Origin of the sequence: Bacillus sp. ISL-34, assembly GCF_018613325.1 — a bacterium.
Classification (GTDB): Bacteria; Bacillota; Bacilli; order Bacillales; family DSM-1321; genus Peribacillus.
In genome coordinates, this window is the sequence record NZ_JAGGQJ010000008.1 from 139957 (window position 1) to 161125 (window position 21169).

At 42.8% G+C, this 21169-nt stretch carries 18 protein-coding genes and 1 pseudogene; 17 read left to right on the top strand and 2 right to left on the bottom strand.

Going from position 1 to position 21169, the window contains the following annotated elements; all coding sequences use genetic code 11:
* Nucleotides 1-234: 234 nt before the first annotated feature.
* From J7E52_RS08695 to J7E52_RS08725, 7 genes and pseudogenes are all read left to right on the top strand, one after another.
* Nucleotides 235-1182 (top strand): 3-hydroxyacyl-CoA dehydrogenase family protein, encoded by a 948-nt coding sequence (locus J7E52_RS08695; protein WP_214745009.1) that lies wholly within the window; start codon nt 235-237, stop codon nt 1180-1182.
* Nucleotides 1179-2354: pseudogene (locus J7E52_RS08700) on the top strand (acetyl-CoA C-acetyltransferase). The gene J7E52_RS08695 and the pseudogene J7E52_RS08700 overlap by 4 nt, the downstream one beginning before the upstream one ends.
* 64 nt (nt 2355-2418) lie before the next feature.
* Nucleotides 2419-4089 (top strand): sigma-54 interaction domain-containing protein, encoded by a 1671-nt coding sequence (locus J7E52_RS08705; protein WP_286197583.1) that lies wholly within the window; start codon nt 2419-2421, stop codon nt 4087-4089.
* 724 nt (nt 4090-4813) lie between these two features.
* Nucleotides 4814-6199, top strand: coding sequence for a GntP family permease (locus J7E52_RS08710; protein WP_214745011.1), 1386 nt, complete (start codon nt 4814-4816; stop codon nt 6197-6199).
* Nucleotides 6200-6231: 32 nt separating this feature from the next.
* Nucleotides 6232-6927, top strand: a complete 696-nt coding sequence (locus tag J7E52_RS08715) for a CoA transferase subunit A (protein ID WP_214745013.1) — start codon at nt 6232-6234, stop codon at nt 6925-6927.
* A gap of 17 nt (nt 6928-6944) precedes the next feature.
* The gene (locus J7E52_RS08720) at nt 6945-7592 is read left to right on the top strand and encodes a 3-oxoacid CoA-transferase subunit B (RefSeq protein ID WP_214745015.1); all 648 of its coding nucleotides are present in this window, start codon (nt 6945-6947) and stop codon (nt 7590-7592) included.
* 716 nt (nt 7593-8308) lie between these two features.
* Nucleotides 8309-9226 (top strand): peptidoglycan-binding protein, encoded by a 918-nt coding sequence (locus J7E52_RS08725; protein ID WP_214745017.1) that lies wholly within the window; start codon nt 8309-8311, stop codon nt 9224-9226.
* An 82-nt stretch (nt 9227-9308) separates the two neighbouring features.
* Here J7E52_RS08725 and J7E52_RS08730 read toward each other — a convergent pair whose 3' ends face one another.
* On the bottom strand, nt 9309-10157 hold the full coding sequence (locus J7E52_RS08730) for an HAD-IIB family hydrolase (protein ID WP_214745018.1): 849 nt from the start codon (nt 10155-10157) through the stop codon (nt 9309-9311).
* Nucleotides 10158-10311: 154 nt separating this feature from the next.
* Between J7E52_RS08730 and J7E52_RS08735 the strand changes: the two genes are divergently transcribed.
* Nucleotides 10312-11301, top strand: coding sequence for a LacI family DNA-binding transcriptional regulator (locus tag J7E52_RS08735; protein ID WP_214745019.1), 990 nt, complete (start codon nt 10312-10314; stop codon nt 11299-11301).
* 297 nt (nt 11302-11598) lie between these two features.
* Here the strand turns inward: J7E52_RS08735 and J7E52_RS08740 are convergent, their stop codons facing one another.
* Entirely contained in the window at nt 11599-12111 is a 513-nt protein-coding gene (locus J7E52_RS08740) for a GNAT family N-acetyltransferase (protein WP_214745093.1), read from the bottom strand.
* 171 nt (nt 12112-12282) lie between these two features.
* Here J7E52_RS08740 and J7E52_RS08745 point away from each other — a divergent pair, with 171 nt between their 5' ends.
* The 9 genes from J7E52_RS08745 (at nt 12283) to J7E52_RS08785 (ending at nt 21034) form a co-directional block, all read left to right on the top strand.
* Nucleotides 12283-13764, top strand: coding sequence for a sigma-54 interaction domain-containing protein (locus J7E52_RS08745; protein WP_286197585.1), 1482 nt, complete (start codon nt 12283-12285; stop codon nt 13762-13764).
* Between the two features lie 262 nt (nt 13765-14026).
* A complete protein-coding gene (kamA, locus tag J7E52_RS08750; RefSeq protein WP_214745095.1) occupies nt 14027-15463 on the top strand; it encodes a lysine 2,3-aminomutase in 1437 nt (478 codons plus the stop codon).
* Between the two features lie 2 nt (nt 15464-15465).
* Nucleotides 15466-15732 carry a YokU family protein gene (locus J7E52_RS08755; RefSeq protein ID WP_063232442.1) on the top strand — a complete coding sequence of 89 codons (267 nt, stop codon included), beginning with the start codon at nt 15466-15468 and terminating at the stop codon, nt 15730-15732.
* 65 nt (nt 15733-15797) lie between these two features.
* The gene (ablB, locus tag J7E52_RS08760; RefSeq protein ID WP_214745020.1) at nt 15798-16661 is read left to right on the top strand and encodes a putative beta-lysine N-acetyltransferase; all 864 of its coding nucleotides are present in this window, start codon (nt 15798-15800) and stop codon (nt 16659-16661) included.
* Between the two features lie 13 nt (nt 16662-16674).
* Nucleotides 16675-16914 (top strand): ferredoxin, encoded by a 240-nt coding sequence (locus J7E52_RS08765; RefSeq protein WP_214745021.1) that lies wholly within the window; start codon nt 16675-16677, stop codon nt 16912-16914.
* A 43-nt stretch (nt 16915-16957) separates the two neighbouring features.
* A complete protein-coding gene (locus J7E52_RS08770) occupies nt 16958-18325 on the top strand; it encodes an aspartate aminotransferase family protein (RefSeq protein WP_214745022.1) in 1368 nt (455 codons plus the stop codon).
* A gap of 10 nt (nt 18326-18335) precedes the next feature.
* The gene (locus tag J7E52_RS08775; protein ID WP_214745023.1) at nt 18336-19034 is read left to right on the top strand and encodes a CoA transferase subunit A; all 699 of its coding nucleotides are present in this window, start codon (nt 18336-18338) and stop codon (nt 19032-19034) included.
* Nucleotides 19019-19681 (top strand): 3-oxoacid CoA-transferase subunit B, encoded by a 663-nt coding sequence (locus J7E52_RS08780; protein WP_214745024.1) that lies wholly within the window; start codon nt 19019-19021, stop codon nt 19679-19681. The genes J7E52_RS08775 and J7E52_RS08780 overlap by 16 nt, the downstream gene beginning before the upstream one ends.
* 27 nt (nt 19682-19708) lie before the next feature.
* Entirely contained in the window at nt 19709-21034 is a 1326-nt protein-coding gene (locus tag J7E52_RS08785) for a peptidase (protein WP_214745025.1), read from the top strand.
* Nucleotides 21035-21169 lie beyond the last annotated feature (135 nt).

A 21169-nucleotide genomic window follows, 5' to 3' on the forward strand; every position in this document is an offset into this window, starting at 1 on the left:
ATGTAATGGTCCAGGTCTGTCATTTTATGTCGTAAACAGGGAATATTTCATAGAGTAAGCTCCATTGGAAATATAAAGGGAAGGTTATTAAAAATATGATTTAGGTTAATGAGTAAGAGTCTATCATGATTTTAAAGATAACAAAAGAATTTTATTTCCCCTTATCATTGGCATAGATATTGCATATATAAAGGTGAGTAAATAAAGGTAATTAAAACGGAAAGGGGAAGCTGGATGATTAAAAAAATAGCCATTATCGGTTCAGGTGTGATGGGAAGTGGAATCGCTCAGTCTTTTGCAGTTAGCGGGTATTTCGTCACCATTAACGATATAAAGGAAGAGTTGCTATACCGTGCCCAAAATCGAATTTCCGAGAATCTATCATTGCTCATTGAGGAAGGGGTTTTGACTGATGAGGAAAAGCAAGGCGCTTTAGCCCATATTACATATAGCGTAGATTTGGAAGGGGCAGTAAGGGATGCTGATTTTATCATTGAGGCCATTCCAGAAGTCATTGAGCTGAAGTTGAATCTATATGAGCAAATGGAGGAAATAATCAAACCGGATGCCATTGTTGCTTCAAATACGTCGACCTTTCCAATTTCTCAATTGATGGAGAAGGCCTCGTTTGCGGAACGAATGGTCATCACGCATTTCTTTAATCCTGGCCATTTGGTTCCATTGGTTGAAATTGTTCAGCATGACGAAACAAAGCCGGAAACCGTGAAGACAACAATGGATTTGATGCGTAAAATCGGCAAGTCTCCGATTCTCTTGAAAAAAGAAATAGCAGGATTCATTGCCAATCGTCTCCAGACTGCCTTGATGCGGGAAGCCTTTTATCTATTAAAAGAGGGCGTAGCCAATGCTGAGGATATCGATACAGCGATAACGGCTGGACCAGGTTTTCGATGGGCATTCACTGGGCCGATCGAGATTGCTGATTTTGGCGGACTGGACACATGGCAGCGTGTTTTCGATAATGTTTCACCGGTATTGGATCAGAGTAAGGAAGCCCCTGATTTGATTCGTGATTTGGTGGCTAAGGGTAAGCTTGGGGCGAAGTCGGGAGAAGGGATTTTTACGTATGAAGAATCTACCGTTTCTCAGAAAATCAATGAGCGGGACCGTAATTTTATTAAACTGGGAAAATTAAAAATGGAGAAGGAGGAAGTATTATGAGAGAAGTAGTTATTGTAGGGGCAGCAAGAACACCAGTTGGTGCGTTTGGAGGCAGTCTTGCCAATGTTTCAGCGGTTGACTTGGGAGTTGTGGCAGCAAAGGAAGCGATTAAGCGGGCAAATATTTCGGCTGATTTGATCGATGAGGTATTGGTTGGGAATATTCTATCTGCTGGATTAGGGCAAAATGTGGCACGTCAGGTTGCGATTCATGCAGGGATTCCGGAAACAACACCGGCCATGGCGATTAATAAACTTTGCGGATCTGGCCTCCGTACGGTCATAATGGGGGCGCAATTCATTGCCCTTGGTGATGCTGATGTGATTCTTGCTGGGGGTATTGAAAACATGAGCAATGCTCCGTATTTACTTCCAAATTATCGTTTTGGGTAGAAAATGGGTAATGCCGAAGCAGTCGATTCAATGACATATGACGCCCTAACGGATGTTTTTAATCAATATCATATGGGCGTGACTGCGGAGAATATCGCCGAGCAGTGGGAAATCAGCCGTGAAAAGCAGGATGAATTTGCTTTAGAGAGCCAAAGAAAGGCTGAAAAGGCGCAGCTTGCAGGACGATTTGCAGATGAAATCGTACCTGTTGAATATAAACGCAGAGGAAAAACGATCTTGGTGGACCAAGACGAACACCCGCGTCATGGGCTGACGATAGACCAGCTAGCGAAGCTGCGTCCTGCTTTTAAGGAAAATGGAACGGTTACGGCCGGAAATGCATCCGGAATCAATGATGGAGGTGCGATGTTGGTCCTGATGTCTAGAGAAAAAGCAGACGAGCTGGGATTGGAAGCATTAGCAACAATTAAGTCATATGCAAACGCCGCGCTTGATCCGAAAATCATGGGATACGGTCCAGTGCCTGCGACAAGGAAAGCTTTGGCAAAAGCGGGATTGACGATAGATGATCTTGATTTGATGGAAGTGAATGAGGCCTTTGCGGCACAGTCACTCGCCGTGCTTAAGGACCTTGATCTGAAGCCGGAGAAAGTGAATGTAAATGGCGGGGCGATTGCTCTGGGTCATCCGGTAGGTGCTTCAGGTGCCCGCATCTTAGTGACTTTATTGTATGAAATGAAGCTTAGAGATGCAAAAACGGGCCTTGCCACCTTATGTATCGGTGGCGGACAAGGAACTGCGCTGATTGTGGAACGGTAATGTCTTGGCCTCATTTTCCTATGATATAATGGAGGAAACTTCAGACGGGTTAAGGAGAATAGGTATGGCCAGCGATAATAAAACTATTCAATTGGACTTAGTGAAAGCGATATTGGAAGAATTGCCTTTTGGTGTTTTGGTGATGAAAAACGAAAAAGAAATCGTCCTCTGCAATCGCGTATTATCAGAGGCTTTTGCTGAGAATCAATTTGATATGCACATAAATTTGATTTTAGAAAAAAACCTTGTACCAGCTGTAAATACTCCAATCCGTTTGAATGATAATAATGGGATTGTCAGAAAAGCCATCATTCAAATGGGTGATGAGGAGTATCAGATTTATCTCCTATTGTTTACAAATAATAAAAGTGATTTTCTTAATATCGATAATCATGAAGAACTTCTGTTTAAGGATATTATCGAATTTGCCTATGACGGCTTGGTGATGGTCGATACGGAAGGGTATGTCCAAATGCTGAGCCACGCTTATGCGGATTTTCTTGGGGTTGATCAGGAAAGCTCAATAGGGAAACATGTAACGGAGGTCATTGAAAACACCCGTATGCATGTGGTAGCCAAAACTGGCAAGCAAGAGGTCGCTGAATTACAAAAAATTAAAGATAATTATATAATTGCGACCCGCTCCCCGATACGGAAACAAGATAAATTAATAGGAGCGGTCGGAAAGATCCTTTTTAAGAATGTCGGGCAATTTACCGCTCTTTCCAAGCGGATAAATTCACTTGAAGTAGAGCTGAAAAAGTACAAAGGCGATTTTCGCGAGCGAAATAAGGCCTCATATACGTTTGATCATTTGATGGGAAGAAGTCCTGCTTTCATGGAGGTAAAAGGTCAAGCCAAAATTGCGGCTAAAAGCGACTCAAATGTGTTGATTTTGGGCGAAAGCGGAACAGGTAAGGAGCTGTTTGCCCATTCCATTCATAATGATAGCAGACGGGCCATGGGCGTGTTTGTCAAAGTGAACTGTGCCGCCATCCCGGCAGAGCTGCTGGAGTCAGAGCTTTTTGGTTATGATGAGGGTTCTTTCACTGGTGCAAAAAAAGGCGGAAAAGCAGGTAAGTTTGAAGCGGCTGAAGGCGGAACGATTTTTCTCGATGAAATCGGTGAGCTGCCACTGCATATGCAGGTGAAGCTTCTCCGTGTTTTACAAGAAAAAGAGATTGAGAGGGTCGGGTCTACGGGAAGTATTCCGATTGATGTACGGGTAATCGCTGCAACGAACCGTAATCTGGAGGAAATGGTCTCGAAAGGGGAATTCCGCCTTGATATGTATTACCGGTTGAAAGTCTTGCAAATCCAGGTTCCTTCCTTAAGGGAGCGACCGGAGGACATTGAAATGCTGGGAAATCATTTTGTTGAAAAGTACCAGAACCTCATGAAAAAACACGTAATGGGGATGAGTGATCAAGCATTACGGCTGCTTCGTCTTTATAAATGGCCGGGTAATATTCGTGAGTTGGAGAATATCATTGAACGCGCAATGAATATTGTTGAAGAAGGGGAAATGATACGTTCCAAGCACCTCCCTAAAGAAATAACGGGTCATAAAGAATCAGTCTCGATCCGCACTTTAGCTGAAGTAATGGATGAAACCGAACGGGCAACAATCGTTTCATGCTTGGAAATGACCTCTGGTAATAAATCAGAAACGGCAAAGAGACTCGGAGTGAGTCGAACAACATTGTATGAAAAAATGAATAAATATGGTTTATGACTGTAGAAAGTGTCCTTTTGCGCGAAGGATACTTTCTAAATTTTTAAAATAGTAGATTGGAACGGAAAGCGAGTGCCTGGAGAGAAAATCAACGATCAAATTGTACAAACCGTAAAAAAACTGTAGACCAACTCGATTTTCATTGAGTATGTCTACAGACTGAAGTACCCTTTAGCCAAAGGGTACTTTTTTATGATTTTTAACTTCCTCATAAGGATAGACACGCATTTGTGCATATTTCACACTAGCAAATAATGAAGTGTGTTCGGAAATCCGTACATAAAACAAGAGGAAATATAAATGTTGTAAGAAAAGGCTTACACTTTTTTGGAGTTTATACGTGTGTGTACTGAAACCTTGACAGTTTTAAGGGATTTTAGCTGTTAAAAGGGAAATAAAATGTTAGAAAAGGCTTTAAAAGATGAGATTTCCCATTGTATTTAAGTTGGCACAATAATTGCATAATTACTTTAGTGAATGGCCAATCTGTCATTTTATATTGTGTTTCCACGTAAAATGAAAAGGGATTTCTTAAATTAACAGAATGTTGAAAGCGTTCTCAATAGTTGGAAAACACTTAGCAAGATCATTCAGCCTGACTTGGGGAAGGCAGGCTAGGATGGTAAAAGCGGAAAAATTAAAAATATGGAATTTAGGAGATTAATAGTTCTACTTAAAGGCTTCCGAATAATTTTGGGGCAAGGGGAGAAAAGGGGGAATTGAGTTGGTGATTCAAATTTTAGCCATTGTTGTGGCGCTGGGACTTTTAATCTTTTTAGCCTACCGGGGCTATCCGGTCATTATCATAGCGCCGATTGTTACTTTATTGGCGGTCATTTTATCCGGTGGACATTTGCTGCCGAGTTATACAGAGACATATATGACTTTTGCGGCTAACTATATAAAAGCGTTTTTTCCGATATTTTTATTAGGGGCCGTATTTGGAAAAGTCATGGAAATGAGCGGTGCAGCAGCATCCATTGCCAAGAACATCGTAAAATCACTAGGCTCAAAGCAGGCTATTCTTGCTGTAGTGCTGGCGTGTTCGGCGCTGACTTATGGCGGGGTTTCATTGTTTGTAGTGGCATTCGCCGTTTATCCATTCGCAGCGGCAATATTTAAAGAAGCAGACATTCCAAAAAGATTATTGCCGGGAACGATAGCATTAGGTGCTTTCACTTATACGATGGATGCCCTTCCTGGAACACCTCAAATTCAAAATATCATACCAACGAATTATTTCGGAACAGATACTTATGCAGCTCCAATAATGGGGATTATTGGCGCGATCATGGTATTTACTGGAGGGATGATCTGGTTAGAGCGTCGTCGTAAACAAGCGGTGGCAAATGGTGAAGGATACGGGGAAGGACATATTAATGAACCGGAAAGTGCAGAACAGCAAAACCTGCCTAACTTTTGGCTGTCCATCGTACCGCTCATCCTTGTCGTAGCGTTTAATTTTGCTTTCAGCCGGAGTGCCATTTCTGTTAAACACTGGTATGATGCATCGATGTTGAAGGAAACTTTCAACATTGCCGATGTAAGCACTGTCACTTCATCCTGGTCTTTGATTGTTGCATTGACAATCGGTATTATTGCAGCGATGCTTCTGAATGTTGGACGTATCAAGGTCAAATTGGCAAGTGGATTAACAGCTGCGGCAATGGGATCATTGCTTGCCATATTCAATACTGCATCTGAAGTTGGTTTTGGGAATGTGGTGAAAACGCTTCCTGGATTCTCGGTCATTCAAAACTGGGTGTTCAATGCAAGCGGCAATCCACTCGTATCCGAAGCTATTGCCGTCAATGTGCTGGCAGGGATTACCGGATCTGCATCCGGTGGACTTTCGATTGCGTTGGAAGTAATGGGAAGTCATTATTTGCAGGTGGCCCAAAGTGTCGGAATCACCCCGGAAATGCTTCATCGAATTGCATCCATGGCATCTGGCGGAATGGATACGCTGCCGCATAATGGTGCCGTCATTACCTTGCTTGCCATTACTGGACTGACACATCGTCAATCTTACAAGGATATCTTTGCGATTACGGTTTTGAAAACAGTGACCGTGTTCATCATTGCTTTTGCAACATCACTGTTTATTTAATAGAATAGTATTAGGAATGGAGATGATGGAAAATGAGTAAATTATTAACATCTTTTGATAGCGCTATTCAACAAATCGAGGATGGAGCAACCATTATCGTTGGCGGGTTCGGATTAAGCGGAATTCCAGAAAAACTAATCATTGCTTTGCGTAACAAAGGTGTAAAGGATTTGACGATTGTCAGCAACAATTGTGGAGTCGACGATTGGGGTCTAGGTCTATTGCTTGAAAATAAACAAATCAAAAAAATGATCGCTTCTTATGTAGGGGAAAATAAGTTATTTGAACAGCAATTTTTAAGCGGCGAGCTGGAGGTCGAGCTAGTTCCCCAAGGAACGCTGGCCGAGCGTTTGAGAGCGGGCGGAGCGGGAATTCCTGCCTTTTATACAGCTACAGGAGTAGGGACTGAAGTCGCAAAAGGTAAAGAACATAAAGAGTTTGATGGCCGCACATACATTATGGAAAAAGGAATAGTCGGAGATTTTGCCTTTGTAAAAGCCTGGAAAGCAGATCATTTCGGTAATCTTGTATATCGGAAAACGGCAAGGAATTTTAACCCTGTCGTTGCCACCGCAGGGAAAGTCACGATTGTCGAAGTGGAGGAGCTTGTGGGCACAGGAGAGCTCGATCCAGATGAAATTCATACTTCAGGGGTTTATGTACAGAAAGTGCTTGTAGGAAATGACTATGAAAAACGAATTGAAAAACTTACAACTGCTAACGCATAAAAAGGGGGAGTATTCGAATGACAAGACAACTAATCTTAGAACGGGCCGTTAAAGAAATACAAGATGGTATGTGTGTGAATTTAGGGATTGGAATGCCGACCTTGATTGCCAACATGATTCCGAATGACTTTAATGTCATGCTTCAATCGGAAAACGGCTTACTGGGAATCGGACCTTATCCACAAAAGGATGAAGTCGATCCAGATTTGATCAATGCAGGAAAAGAAACAGTAACGGCAAAAGCGGGGGCATCATTTTTTGATAGCGCTGAATCATTCGCGATGATTCGCGGCGGCCACATCGATCTAGCCATTTTAGGCGGGATGGAAGTTTCCGAAAATGGGGACCTGGCAAACTGGATGATTCCAGGGAAGATGGTAAAAGGAATGGGAGGAGCAATGGACCTCGTCCAAGGCGCAAAACGAATTGTTGTCATCATGGATCATGTGAACAAGCATGGGGAATCCAAAGTGAAAAAGAACTGTACATTGCCATTGACGGGAGAAAAAGTCGTACATTGCCTGATTACCGAACTGGCTGTTTTTCAATTTACAGAAGCTGGCATGGAATTGATTGAATTGCAAAATGATATAACACTTGATGAAGTGAAAAGCAAAACAGAGGCTGACTTTACAATAAGCCCCTCTATTGAAATTAGAGCGTAAGATAAAGAGAATAATAAAATAATACATTCTTAGACTGCTTTCATTCGCAAACGGGCGAACGGAAGCAGTCTAATTTTTTTGGAAATTCCCTTTCTATAATGAAGGAACGACAGGCCTTTTCACCTCAGTTATCAATCTTGGATAAAGATGATATATTCAAAAATAAATCTGTAATCAACTGAATGTTTTTTTGATGGTTGTTAAAATATGAACGTTGATTTCCACTCCAGGCACTCGCTTTCCGCGGGCGGTCCGGGAGCCTCCTCGGCGCTCCTTGCGCCTGTGGGGTCTCCCTTGGACTCGCTTTTCCCGCAGGAGTCTCGTACCTTCCGTTCCAATCAACTTTGTTTAAAAAATCCAGATACCCTTTTGTCGACAAAATGGAGTTCAGAATGGTCTCACCCCCAAACATGTTTTTAAAAGGAAAACTTCTTATCCTTCCTGTTTTTTTACTGTAATCCTTAATGGATTGAAGAAATATGCGACACTCCTGCCGAAAAACTGGCTAGCCGAGACCCCACAGACGCTTGCGTCGAGGAGGCTTGGCAGGCAGTCGGCGGAAAGGGAGCGGATTTCTGAAATCAACTGGAACTTTTGTTAAATAACATATTACTTCTATTCTCTAAAGGATAAAATCAAAATTTCCCAACTCTGCTACTTTTCCATTAAAAAGGCTTATATAAACTCTGATGGAAACTTAAAAAGGAGGGGTTATAGTGAAAGTGGCTTTACAGACATTATTGGACCGATCAGTGAAAAAGATGGGCAAAGGGATGCATTCTGTGGTGAAGGCATCAGCATTGGAAATGGTGGAACGTGCTTATAATGAAGGGATCACTGTACAGATAAGTGCAGGTTATCGCTCTTTGGAAGAACAAGCCGCGCTTTATGGTCAAGGACGAGTTTACAGCTATAATGGAAAAAACTATAGTAATCTAGCTAAACCTATTGTGACGAACGCTAAGCCAGGGCAATCTTATCATAATTTTGGACTGGCTATTGATTTCTTCATTGTGAGTGATGATGGCAAGAGAGCGATATGGACTGTGAATGCAAAGTGGCAGCGCGTAGCTGCCATAGGTAAGGAGTTAGGGTTTAAATGGGGAGGGGATTGGAGTTCATTCAAGGATTATCCCCACTTGGAGATGACAGGCGGGTTATCCTATACACAATTACAAGCAGGAAAGAAACCTCACCTTACCTACAAATTAGAAAAAACGGAAATGCCGAAGACCAGCAAAGGAGATAGTCAAATAATTTCGATCCAAATAACGTTAAATGGCCGATATAAAACGGCTATTGAGGGTGATGGGTTTTATGGTCCCAAAACTCGATCGGCCCTTATAAAAGGTTTACAAACGGAGCTGAATAAGCAATTCAATAAAAGGCTTGTTGTCGATGGAAAATGGGGACCTAAAACCAAGAATGCGATCATCACAATAAAAAAAGGCGCTAGCTGCAATATCACATGGATCCTGCAAGCAGCGCTCTATATGAAAGGATTTAACCCCGGGCCCCTTGACGGGAAATTCGGGGGGAAAACCGAGGCGGCATTATTCAAATACCAAAAGGCAAGCAAGTTATCCGCTGATAAGCTTGCAGGCAAAGAAACATGGAATGAATTGTTTGCTTGATAGAGAATCCATACTGTTAGAAGAAATATAAAGCTGTGGCAAGAGCGCACCAACTACCTTTTCTCATTACTTATACTTCCCCTCAAATATTAATTATGGATTGCAAAGTTCTTAATATTCCTTTAGAGTACGTACCTGTCGCTATTTTAGGATGAGCTTCCTTGGCTTCTTGAGTTGCATTCGCTACCAGGTAACCATGTTTAACACTTTTTAACATGAGCAGATCATTTCCGCTATCCCCGAAAGCAAAGGCATGCTCCCGACTCAGCCCGAATTTGTCTAGCATAAAACGTACAATCTCATTTTTTCCAGTACCTAATGGAATAAAGTCTATATCATAACTATCTTCAGGATCGCCGGCAAGGGGATTACAACGATTGATATTTACACCTATCCCGTACTCTTTGGCCACCCTCTGGATGGTGGATAAGTTCTTCTTGTCGACAGATTCATGTTGTATTTGATAATAGTAATTTCTTTTATAGCGTGAACTTCCCATTTGAGTCTGAGGAATCAATGGTATATTGCCGTTATGTAGAACATTATAAATTTCATCAACTTTCCTTTTATTAAATTCTTCGATATTAATCTGTGAATGCCAATCTGGATCCTTTTCCAAAAAGTTATTTTCTGAGAAATAGGTGATTTCGGTACCTAAGTCACTGGCAATAAAATGCGGGAAAAATCTGAAGCCACCGTGTTCCATTTTATGTAATATTGATTCGATACTACTCCCAGTGACCCAGCCAAAGACAAGTTCTTCATCATTACTTTTTGCTTCTAAGTAATTTTCAAGTTCATATAAATCTTTCTGTCTCTCGTGACTCATGGAGTGAGGATAATAGGTTTCATCAAAATCACAGAATACAATGTATTTTGGTTCTTCAACATTTGGCAATAACTGAAAACCGCCCTTTTTATTCAATAACATAACAATCCCTCCATTAGCTAAAAATATCCGCTTCAATAACTTATTAAAATTCAACTTAGGAATATTTTGTTAAAATGTGATATGTTAGGAACGGTTTAATGATAACTTCTGAAATCGATAACATGTCAACCACTTATTACAAGGATGGGATTAAATGACTAAAATTAGTGAGATAGCTAAGATATGTAATGTCTCTAAAACAACGGTATCTAGAGTCTTAAATAATCATCCATATGTATCAAAAGAAAAAAGGGAACAAATCTTAAAGGTCATTGAAGAGCTTGATTATGCACCAAGTTCACTTGCCCGGAATTTTAGGACAAATAAAACCCAAACCATTGCAATATTAGTCCCAAGATTTGATCATCCATTCTTTGCCCAATTGGTCAAAGGAGTATCTCTAGCAGCATTGGAAAATGATTATAAAGTTCTTGTTTTTCAAACCTTTTATGATTCGAAAAATGAATTGGATGTTATGGAAAAATTAAAGAATAGAGAAGTAGATGGGGTTATTTTAGGAGCGTTAGAAAATGAATGGAATGTAATAAAGCCTTATTTGAAATACGGCCCAATCTTACTGTGTAATGAATACCATCATTCCGCTTCCATACCAATTATTGGTTATGACGAATTCGAAGCGACATACAAAGCTGTTAATCATTTAATAAAAAAAGGCCATAGGAAGATAGGTTTTTGCTACGATACTTCTTATAGTCAGGCTCAGGGTCAAAGAAAAGAGGGGTTTTTAAAAGCTTTAGCGGATAATAATTTACTACATAATGAAGACTGGATATTTGGACATGGGTTTAATATTGAAGATGGATTCCGTATTTGTGATGAAATATTAAAATTAATAGTAAAACCTACTGCCTTATTTACTGGAAATGATCAGGTCGCAGCAGGAATTATTAAAAGGGCAACTACGTTGGGCTACAAAATACCGGAATACCTAGCTGTAGTTGGTTATGATAATCAATCAATTTGCCAAGTCACAACCCCCACCATAACCACAATCGATATACCAATCATGGAACTAGGACAACGCACTGTAATGGAATTAATAAAATATTTAAGTGATGATTTGAAATTAAAGCGCGACGTTATTAAATTGCCTACCAAACTTAAAATCAGGGAATCAACCTAACCATCATTAAAATATCATATTTAGGTTCATTATCCTTTTAGGCAGACACTAAAGAAATTCTAAAAGTAGCGGGGTTCAACAGTTCCAGTCATAGGAATGTTGGCGGATGGGATGTAATCCGCCCTTCACCGTGAATAATTCGACTTTAGCGGATATAATTCGACCTAGCCCGGGAATAATTCGACCCACCTCCAGAATAATTCGGCTTTCCCGGGAAATAATTCACCTTAACCCGGCATAATTCGACTTACCCGGAATAATCCTCCCTACATACAAATCCGCTCTTATCAACGGAATTCATACAAGTTCCAAGCACCAATCATTGCATCGCATAAGGCTCCCTGGCGGGTATTCGAATTCACATTCGGAGATGAGGGTGAAGCCGAGCTTGCGGCAAATTGCATTTGACGCAGGATTATTGATCGAAGGGAATGCGTGTATTTGTTTGTATTTTCGTTCGGCTTTAATTTTCTCTATCAGTGCCTTCACGGCATGAGATGCGATTCCTTTTCCTTGAAATGAAGGGAGGACGCTCCAACCGATTTCGTACACATTTTCCTCGTTCCACACTGTTTGCCAGTAGCCAACGGAACCGGCTGCCTCTGCCTCTGGAAACGAGTTGATGCTATACATGCATCCCTTCTCTCCAATCTGTAGATACCGTTGATGGCGTTTCAGGATTTGTTCATTACTTTCTGGTCCGCCAAGATGTTCCATCATTTCTGGGGCATTTAGTTGAAATAGTAATTCCAGGTCTTTTTCTTCCCACGGTTTAATTTCTATTTTATTTTCTTTGCTTCGTTCTGAAATCCGACTCACCCCTGAATTTTATATTTTCTTATATAATCTTCTTGGCTTAATGCGAGATTCCTTTATTTGATCTTATTCTACTATTGCCTTTATGTGGAAGTTTGATTTTAATAAGAATAAAGAGATGAATGTTTCCCATTAAATGCTATAATTTACAGGTGATTCTATCAAATGACAGAGAACGGAGATGAAGAAATGAAATCTTCAGTAAATCAGTTTTCCACTCAATTTGAATGGATATTGAATGTGATCAATGTGGGTGTCCATATTGTGAATAAAGATGGGGATACGGTTTTTTACAATGAAATGATGGCACATATCGACGGGCTTGCTCGTGAGCAGGTGCTGGGGGAGAATATTTTTCAGCTTTATCCTTCATTGACTGATGAATCCAGTACGCTGCATGTAGCATTGGAAAAAGGCGATGAAACGATTGAGTCCATTCAAACGTATGTCAATTTGAAGGAGAAAAAGATAACGTCCATCAATAGTACGTATCCTCTGTATGAAGATGGTGAAATTATTGGGGCAGTGGAAATCGCAAAGGATATTACGAAGGTCATGAATATGTACGACCAAATTGTCGATTTGCGTTCCCAGCTGGCAGAGACCCATAAGAAAAATAAGTTCTCTGAAGGGACGGCGACCTATCATTTTAGTGATTTGATCGGTACTAGCCCTGCCTTTCAGCAAGCGATTTCCTTGGCGAAAAAAGCGGCCCGTACACATTCCCCAGTCATGATTTATGGACCAACAGGGACAGGGAAGGAACTTGTCGCTCAAAGTATACATAATGTAAGTGCTCAGCGAAATCAGCCTTTCATCGCGCAAAACTGTGCGGCTGTTCCAAAGGAACTGATGGAGGGGCTGCTGTTCGGCACGACGAAAGGGGCTTTTACCGGAGCGATGGATCGCATGGGCATTTTTGAACAGGCTAATGGCGGTACCCTTTTCCTTGATGAGCTGAATAGCCTCGACCTAGGTCTGCAGGCAAAATTGCTTCGAGTGCTTCAGGAAGGTGAGGTGCGCCGTGTTGGAGGTTCGAAGGAGCAAAAGATTAATGTGAAGATCATTGCCGCGATGAACATTTCTCCAGAAGAGGCGTTGGAGCGGGGAATCATTCGTTCGGATTTATTCTTTCGCCTCAATGTCGTGACGATCCAAATGCCTTCACTTTTGGAGCGTAAAACGGATATTCCGGAAATCGTGAATCACTTTATTCAAAAATTCAACAAATCATTTTTTACGGAAGTGCGCGGGATCAGTCAAAAGGCGATGGAGCGGCTTCTTCAATATCCATGGCCCGGGAACATTCGCGAACTGGGACATGCCATCGAGTTGACCTTTAACGTCATGGACGCAGGGGAAGATATGATTGATGAACATCATCTGCCTGCTTATCTTTTCCCTTCTGGAAATTACGCTGCAGCAAATGCGCAAAGCCATCCTGCCCCATTGAAAAACAAGATTGATTTACCTGTCGTCCTTGAAGAAATGGAAAGGGAAATGATCATCAATATGTTTGAGAAATATAACGGGAATATCAGCAAAACGGCTGAAGCCCTCAATATTAAAAGACAGGGACTGCAATATAAGTTAAACAAGTACGGCATTGAAAAAGTTTATACGGCAGGATCGAAGGAATCTAAGTGAATTCAGTTTTTTGGAAACGCTGTCACTTTCTTGATCATGTAACTTGAAGAGGGCTCTTGTGTAAAGAGACCCTCTTTTTTTTGCTTGGTGCAAAGAATCTGGCTGCAAAAAATTATGCATAATGAAAAATATCTTGCGATTTTAAGCTCGGTTTGCCCCCTTTTGCTTATGTTTTCCTTGTTATTCATGTTGGCATCATTCTTGCGAAAGTATATAGATAAGTTCTTATAATAAGGGGGCATTATTAATGAATTTGATGGGAATGGATGTAAAACATAAAGAATACCTAGGTGGACGCAGGCATTATAATGATATCGAATTGTGGAAGGATGTAACGGAAGAGCAGTGGAATGATTGGATCTGGCAATTGACCAATACTATTAAAACACTGGATGATCTGAAAAAGGTCGTCAACCTGACACCGGATGAAGAGGAAGGAGTCCGGATTTCGACTCAAACGATTCCGTTGAACATTACGCCTTATTATGCTTCTTTGATGAATCCCGATGATCCTCGCTGTCCGATTCGTTTACAGTCGGTACCGCTTTCGGCAGAAATGAACAAGACTAGATATGATTTGGAGGATCCGCTGCATGAGGATGAGGATTCCCCTGTTCCAGGATTGACGCATCGTTATCCGGATCGCGTTCTATTCCTTGTAACGAACCAATGCTCCATGTACTGCAGATATTGTACGCGACGCCGTTTTTCAGGTCAGGTTGGCATGGGTGTTCCCAAGAAGCAGCTTGACGGGGCGATTGAATATATCCGGAACACTCCGGAAGTAAGGGACGTGTTGATCTCAGGCGGAGACGGCTTGTTGATCAATGATAAGATCCTTGAATACGTATTGAGTAACTTACGTGCCATCCCGCATGTGGAAATAATCCGGATCGGCACACGTGCACCGGTCGTTTTCCCGCAGAGGATTACTGAGAATTTATGTAATATTCTGAAAAAATACCATCCAGTTTGGTTGAATACGCATTTCAATCATTCACTTGAACTGACGGATGAAGCGAAAAAAGCATGTGATATGCTGTCGATGGCAGGGGTGCCGCTTGGTAATCAGGCAGTCATCCTGGCTGGTATCAACGATAGTGTTCATATCATGAAAAAGCTTATGCATGACTGTGTTAAAGCAAGGGTAAGACCTTATTACATTTATCAATGTGATCTATCTGAAGGAATTGGCCATTTCCGGGCTCCGGTTTCAAAAGGACTGGAAATCATTGAAGCTCTGCGCGGCCATACATCAGGATATGCGGTGCCAACCTTTGTGGTGGATGCTCCTGGCGGTGGCGGAAAGATTGCCTTGACTCCGAATTACCTCCTTTCGCAAAGTCCGGATAAAGTCGTTTTACGGAACTTTGAAGGAGTGATCACAAGCTATCCGGAGCCGAAGAATTATGTTGCCGGCAGTGCGGATGCTTACTTTGATGAAGTATATGGTACTGCGGATAGGAAGGAAGCCGTCGGGATTTCCGCTCTTATGACGGACGAGAAATTCAACCTGGTGCCAGAGGGCCTTCGTCGTCTTGACAAGCGAAAAGCGTATGAAAGCACTGATGAACATGCTTCCTTGAAGGATCGCCGTGATAAACGGGATGAAATGAAGGAAAAATTAAGGTTAGCCCAAGAAAAAAAGAACGCCATGGCCGCTAGTGGCTCGGTGAAATCTGATGGCAAGGAGGAATGAAGATGGATTGCTTATGGTGCAATGCCCCTAACGTAGAAGAAAGCGAAAAGAAGGATTGTTACTGGATCATGCCAGATGGGAAACGCTCAATAAAAGTCCTTCAAGTTCCAGCCTTGAACTGTCCTGAATGTGGAATCTATGTGTCCGATTCGATGAATCAAAAGGTGGATGAAGCCTTATCCATATATGATGTGAGTGAATACCCTGATGAGTTTACGTATGATCAGCTTCTTCAGGCACCTGTCAAAAAATTATTCAATTGGAAATAGAATGCCGGGAGAAGCGGATGATATGCATCTCTTCTCCCAAATTCTTTAAATAAGGGGGGTACATAATGCCTGTTCAAAAGCTGCCTTTTTTCACCCAAATGGAGACTGGGGATTGTTATACGATGGAACTCTATCATGATCATGCCAATCAGCGCTTACGCATGGATGATTATCGGGGAAATGTCAAAAAAGCGATCGATCGGGCCCTTGCCATCGCAAAGGAGCAGGGCTTTACAAAAGTTATACTTAAAGCCAGAAATGAAGATCTATCAGCGGCATTGGGTCAGGGATTCATGCTGGAAGGAATATTGAGCAAGTATTTCAAAGGGAATGATGCCTATTGCATGGCCTTCTATTTAACGGATGAAAGGCGAACAAGCGACTTTTGGGTCAAGGAAGATAAAGTCATCCAAGATGTAAGTAAGATTCCTAGAATGATTGAATCTCAGCAAATACCTGAGGATTATATCCTCCGGTTTGCTACGGTTGAAGATGCACAAGAGCTGGCGAAGTTATATGGTGCCATTTTTGAAACCTATCCTACACCGATGAATGATGAGCGATATATCAAGAAAGTGATGGGGGAAGGTACGATCTTTAGTGTTATCGAATATGAAGGATCCATCGTGAGTGCTGCATCCGCGGAAGTGAATGAGATGTATCACAATGCTGAATTAACGGACTGTGCAACGATTCCCCAACATCGAAAGTATGGTTTCATGAAGGTGCTCATCTCCGCATTGGAACAAGAATTATTCAGGAAAAACATTTATTGCTCTTATTCATTAGCGAGATCATTGTCAATGGGCATGAATGCGGTCTTTCATCAGCTGGGATATGAATATGGAGGCAGATTAACGAAGAATTGCAATATTTGGGATAAGTATGAGGACATGAATATTTGGGGTAAAGATTTATCCCTCAAGTAGGAGGATTGTTTCTATGGCTAAATACACATGGGTTGATAAAGAAACCTGTATTGCGTGCGGGGCATGCGGTTCAACAGGTCCTGAGATTTATGACTATGACGATCAAGGGATCGCTTTCGTTATCTTGGACGATAATCAGGGGATTGCCGAAGTTCCTGAAATCCTGCATGATGACATGCAAGATGCCATGGAAGGATGCCCTACAGAATCCATCCTGATTCAGGATGAGCCTTTTAAGAACTTAATATATTAATAGAAAATGCACAGTGGGTACGAACGTTAAAAGGAGAGATGACATGACACGCAATTATTTGATTAAGCCTACTTTAGATCATGACTATCCCACTATCTCTCATGGGAATGGAATTTATCTTTATGATATAGATGGAAATCAGTATATAGATGGATCATCAGGAGCGGTCACAGCAAGTATTGGCCATGGTGTAGTAGATGTTGTCGAGGCAATGACGGAGCAAGCCCGTAAAGTTTCTTTTGCATATAGGTCTCATTTTACGAGTGAAGCCGCAGAGGCATTGGCCAAAAAGCTAAGTGAGTTGGCTCCTGGGGATTTGAATTGGTCATTTTTCGTGAATAGTGGATCGGAAGCCACCGAAACGGCGATGAAGATCGCGATTCAACATTGGCAAGAAAAAGGGTTTGAGCGAAAAAACCGCATCGTCTCCAGGTGGACGAGTTATCACGGGATCACGATGGGCGCTTTATCGATGTCCGGCCATGTACCAAGAAGAAAGCGTTTTGTTCCGCTATTGGAGGATTTCCCTAGCATTTCGGCTCCCTACTGTTATCGCTGTCCTTATAATAATGAAACTTCCGGATGCAAGCTTCAGTGTGCAAATGAACTGGAGACAGCCATTCAAAGGGTCGGCTCCGAGAATATCGCCGCCTTCATCGCAGAACCCATAATCGGGGCATCGGCTGGTGCTGTAACACCGCCGGATGGTTATTATCAAAGGATTAAGGAAATCTGCGAAAACTATGAGATTCTCTTTATTGCCGATGAGGTAATGACGGGAATCGGCCGGACAGGAAAAATGTTCGCGATGGAACACTGGGGAGTCACTCCGGATATCATCGCATTAGGTAAAGGAATGAGCGCAGGCTATACTCCAATGGCAGCCACAATGGTTACTGACCGTGTCATGGAGCCGATTTTAAAAGGCTCGAAATCAATCATGGCTGGACACACATATAGTGCAAACCCTCTATCTGCTGCCGTTTCATTGGAAGTGCTTTCCTACATTGAGGGAAATGACCTGGTTCAGGCAGCGGAAGAGAAAGGTCAATATCTGTTTAAGAAGCTGGAAGGATTGGCTGAGAAATTCGACATCATTGGTGATGTAAGAGGGAAAGGGCTGCTCCTTGGACTTGAGTTTGTCTCCAACCGGATTTCAAAAACGCCATTCGACTTGCAAGTCGGCCTGACTACAAGGCTTGTCAATAAGGCTTTTGCGAAGGGGCTGTTGATCTATCCTGCTGCAGGTGCGATTGAAGGAATCGCTGGCGATGCGGTTATCCTATCTCCGCCATTAATCATTACGAATGAAGAAATCGATCGCCTCGTCAAAATACTGGAAGCTTCCCTCGAAGAGTTGCAGCAAGAATTGCACACGGAAGGTTTGATCGAGGACATGCAGGCTATTTAGGAGGAACGGTATGAAGCAGGTCATTAAGAAGAAAAGCAAAATTGTGACGATGGAAGAAGCACTGGAGCATATTTCCGATGGATGCACACTCATGTATGGCGGTTTTGGCGGAGTGGGGACTCCTCCGACGCTCGTACAGGGCATCCTTGACAAGGGCGTAAAGGAATTGACCTTGATTGGCAATGATACTGGATTCCCTGACATCGGCATTGGCCGGCTTGTGACTGCTGAAAGGGCCAAGAAAGTGATTGCCTCACATATCGGGTCAAATCCTAATGCCGGCAGGCTCATGACTGAAGGAAAGCTGCAAGTCGAATTTTCACCGCAAGGGACATTAGCCGAACGGATTCGTGCTGGCGGTGTAGGCTTAGGCGGGATTTTTGTCGATGTCGGGATTGGTACGATAGCCGAAGAGGGCAAGAACAAGATTGTGATAGAAGGAAAAGAATATTTGGTGGAAACCGCTTTGACGGCTGAAGTCAGTATCGTCCATGCCAAAAAGGCAGATTCGCTGGGGAATTTAGTGTACGACAAGACTGCATGTAACTTCAATCCGCTGGTAGCGATGGCAGGAGCCTTCACGATTGCGGAAGTGGAGGAAATTGTTCCTGTAGGCGAATTGGATCCGGAATGTATTGCCACACCAGGTATTTATGTAGATATGGTGATTCCGACAAAAGGGGTGAATTGGAAATGGGCATGGCAGTAGATGTACGAAATCGCATCGCGAAACGAGCCGCCAGGGAAATCCATGACGGATTGATCGTCAATTTAGGCATCGGCATCCCTACCTTGGTGGCTGACCATATACATCAAGATATCTCTGTGCTGTTCCATGCGGAAAACGGAGTTCTCGGTACAGGTCCAAGTCCTGATCCCGGGCAAGAAGATCCTGCCCTCTGTAACGCGGGAGGTTTCCCGATTACCACTGTACTGGGAGCTTCATACTTTGACAGTGCAACGGCATTTGGAATGATCAGGAAAGGATACATCGACATCACCATCCTTGGAGCCCTGGAAGTCAGTGAAAAAGGGGATTTGGCGAATTGGATCGTCCCAGGAAAGCGGGTGCCGGGTATGGGCGGGGCAATGGAGCTTGCCCAGAAAGCCAAAAAGGTGATCGTCCTGATGAATCACGTGAATAAGCAGGGTGAGTCGAAGATATTGAAGACATGTACGCTTCCATTGACGGCAAGGCAGAGTGTGGATTTAATCATTACGGAAATGGCAGTCATGGAAGTTACAGAAGAGGGATTGGTGCTGAAGGAAGTCATGACGCCATATACCGTGGATGATGTGATAAGGAATACAGAGGCGACATTGAAAATCCATGCTGCCGTCACCACCATTGAATAAGAATATGTGCAATTAAGGAGGATAAACGTGCCGGATATAAAAAAACGGATAAACCAATGGATCAAGGATCATCGGGAAGAAGGAACAAACCTATTGCAAAAAATGGTACAAGCCCCGAGTACACAAGGAAATGAAGCAGGGGCACAGGCCATCGTCGCCCAAAAGCTGCAGGAGATGGGTTTGGAGATCGATAGTTGGGAACCTGACGGCGGCGAGCTGAAAAAGCATTCTTATTTCCATTCTCCGCGCAGTGATTTTTCCAACAGCCCCAATGTGGTGGGTATCATGAAAGGGACTGGAGGGGGACGTTCCATCATTTTGAACGGACACATCGATGTGGTTCCAGATGGGGACCGGGATCAGTGGGACGACGACCCATATAGTGGAGCGATTAAGAATGGAAGAATGTTTGGTCGCGGCGTAACCGATATGAAGGGTGGAAATGTATCGCTGATTCTTGCGATGCAGGCGTTGAAGGAAAATGGCATCCAATTAAAAGGAGATGTCATTTTTCAAAGTGTGATTGAAGAAGAAAGCGGGGGGGCCGGAACATTAGCGGCCGTCCTAAGGGGATATAAAGCCGATGCCGCCCTGATCCCTGAACCGACGAATATGAGGATCTTCCCGAAACAGCAAGGTTCGATGTGGTTCCGAATCCATGTTAAAGGACGGTCAGCCCATGGAGGAACAAGGTATGAAGGCGTTAGTGCGATTGAAAAAAGCATGACCGTCATCAATCATATTCGTGCCTTGGAAGAAAAGCGAAATGCACGTATCAGTGATCCGCTTTATCAGAACACGCCAATTCCGATTCCGATCAATCTAGGTGTCATTGAAGGCGGTAATTGGCCGTCATCCGTTCCCGACCTTGTGAAAATCGAAGGAAGGATGGGCGTCGCGCCGGAGGAAACGATGGAGCAGGCGAAGGATGAAATGGCCGTCTGGTTATTGCAGTTGGAGGAAGTGGACCAATGGTTCAAGGAAAACCCGCCCGTATTGGAATGGTTCGGGGCACGCTGGGTTCCAGGAGCAATTGATGTAGAGCATGAACTGATGAATGCACTTGTTCATCAATATCGGCGAGTTGCCGGACAGGACCCGGTCATTGAAGCATCCCCTTGGGGAACGGATGGGGGATTGCTGACACATGTCGGTGAAACGCCTGCAATCGTTTTCGGGCCAGGAGTAACCGAGGTTGCCCACTATCCAAATGAATACATCCTGCTCGACAACGTGTTTACCACAGCCGAGATCATTGCCCTTACTTTAATTCAATGGTGTGGAATGGAGCCTGAGCAGGATGAGGCTATTCCTATAGGGAATAAGCTGACGATTCAAGGCAATGGCAATTAAACCGGATAGTAGACTAGCCAGTAAATATCAGGATTTTCCTTAACTGTAATAAAGTCTTCCACAAAACGATTGTGGGAGACTATTCATATCTAAAAAAATCTCTTTTACTATTTCTTGAACTTTTAATATTAAAAG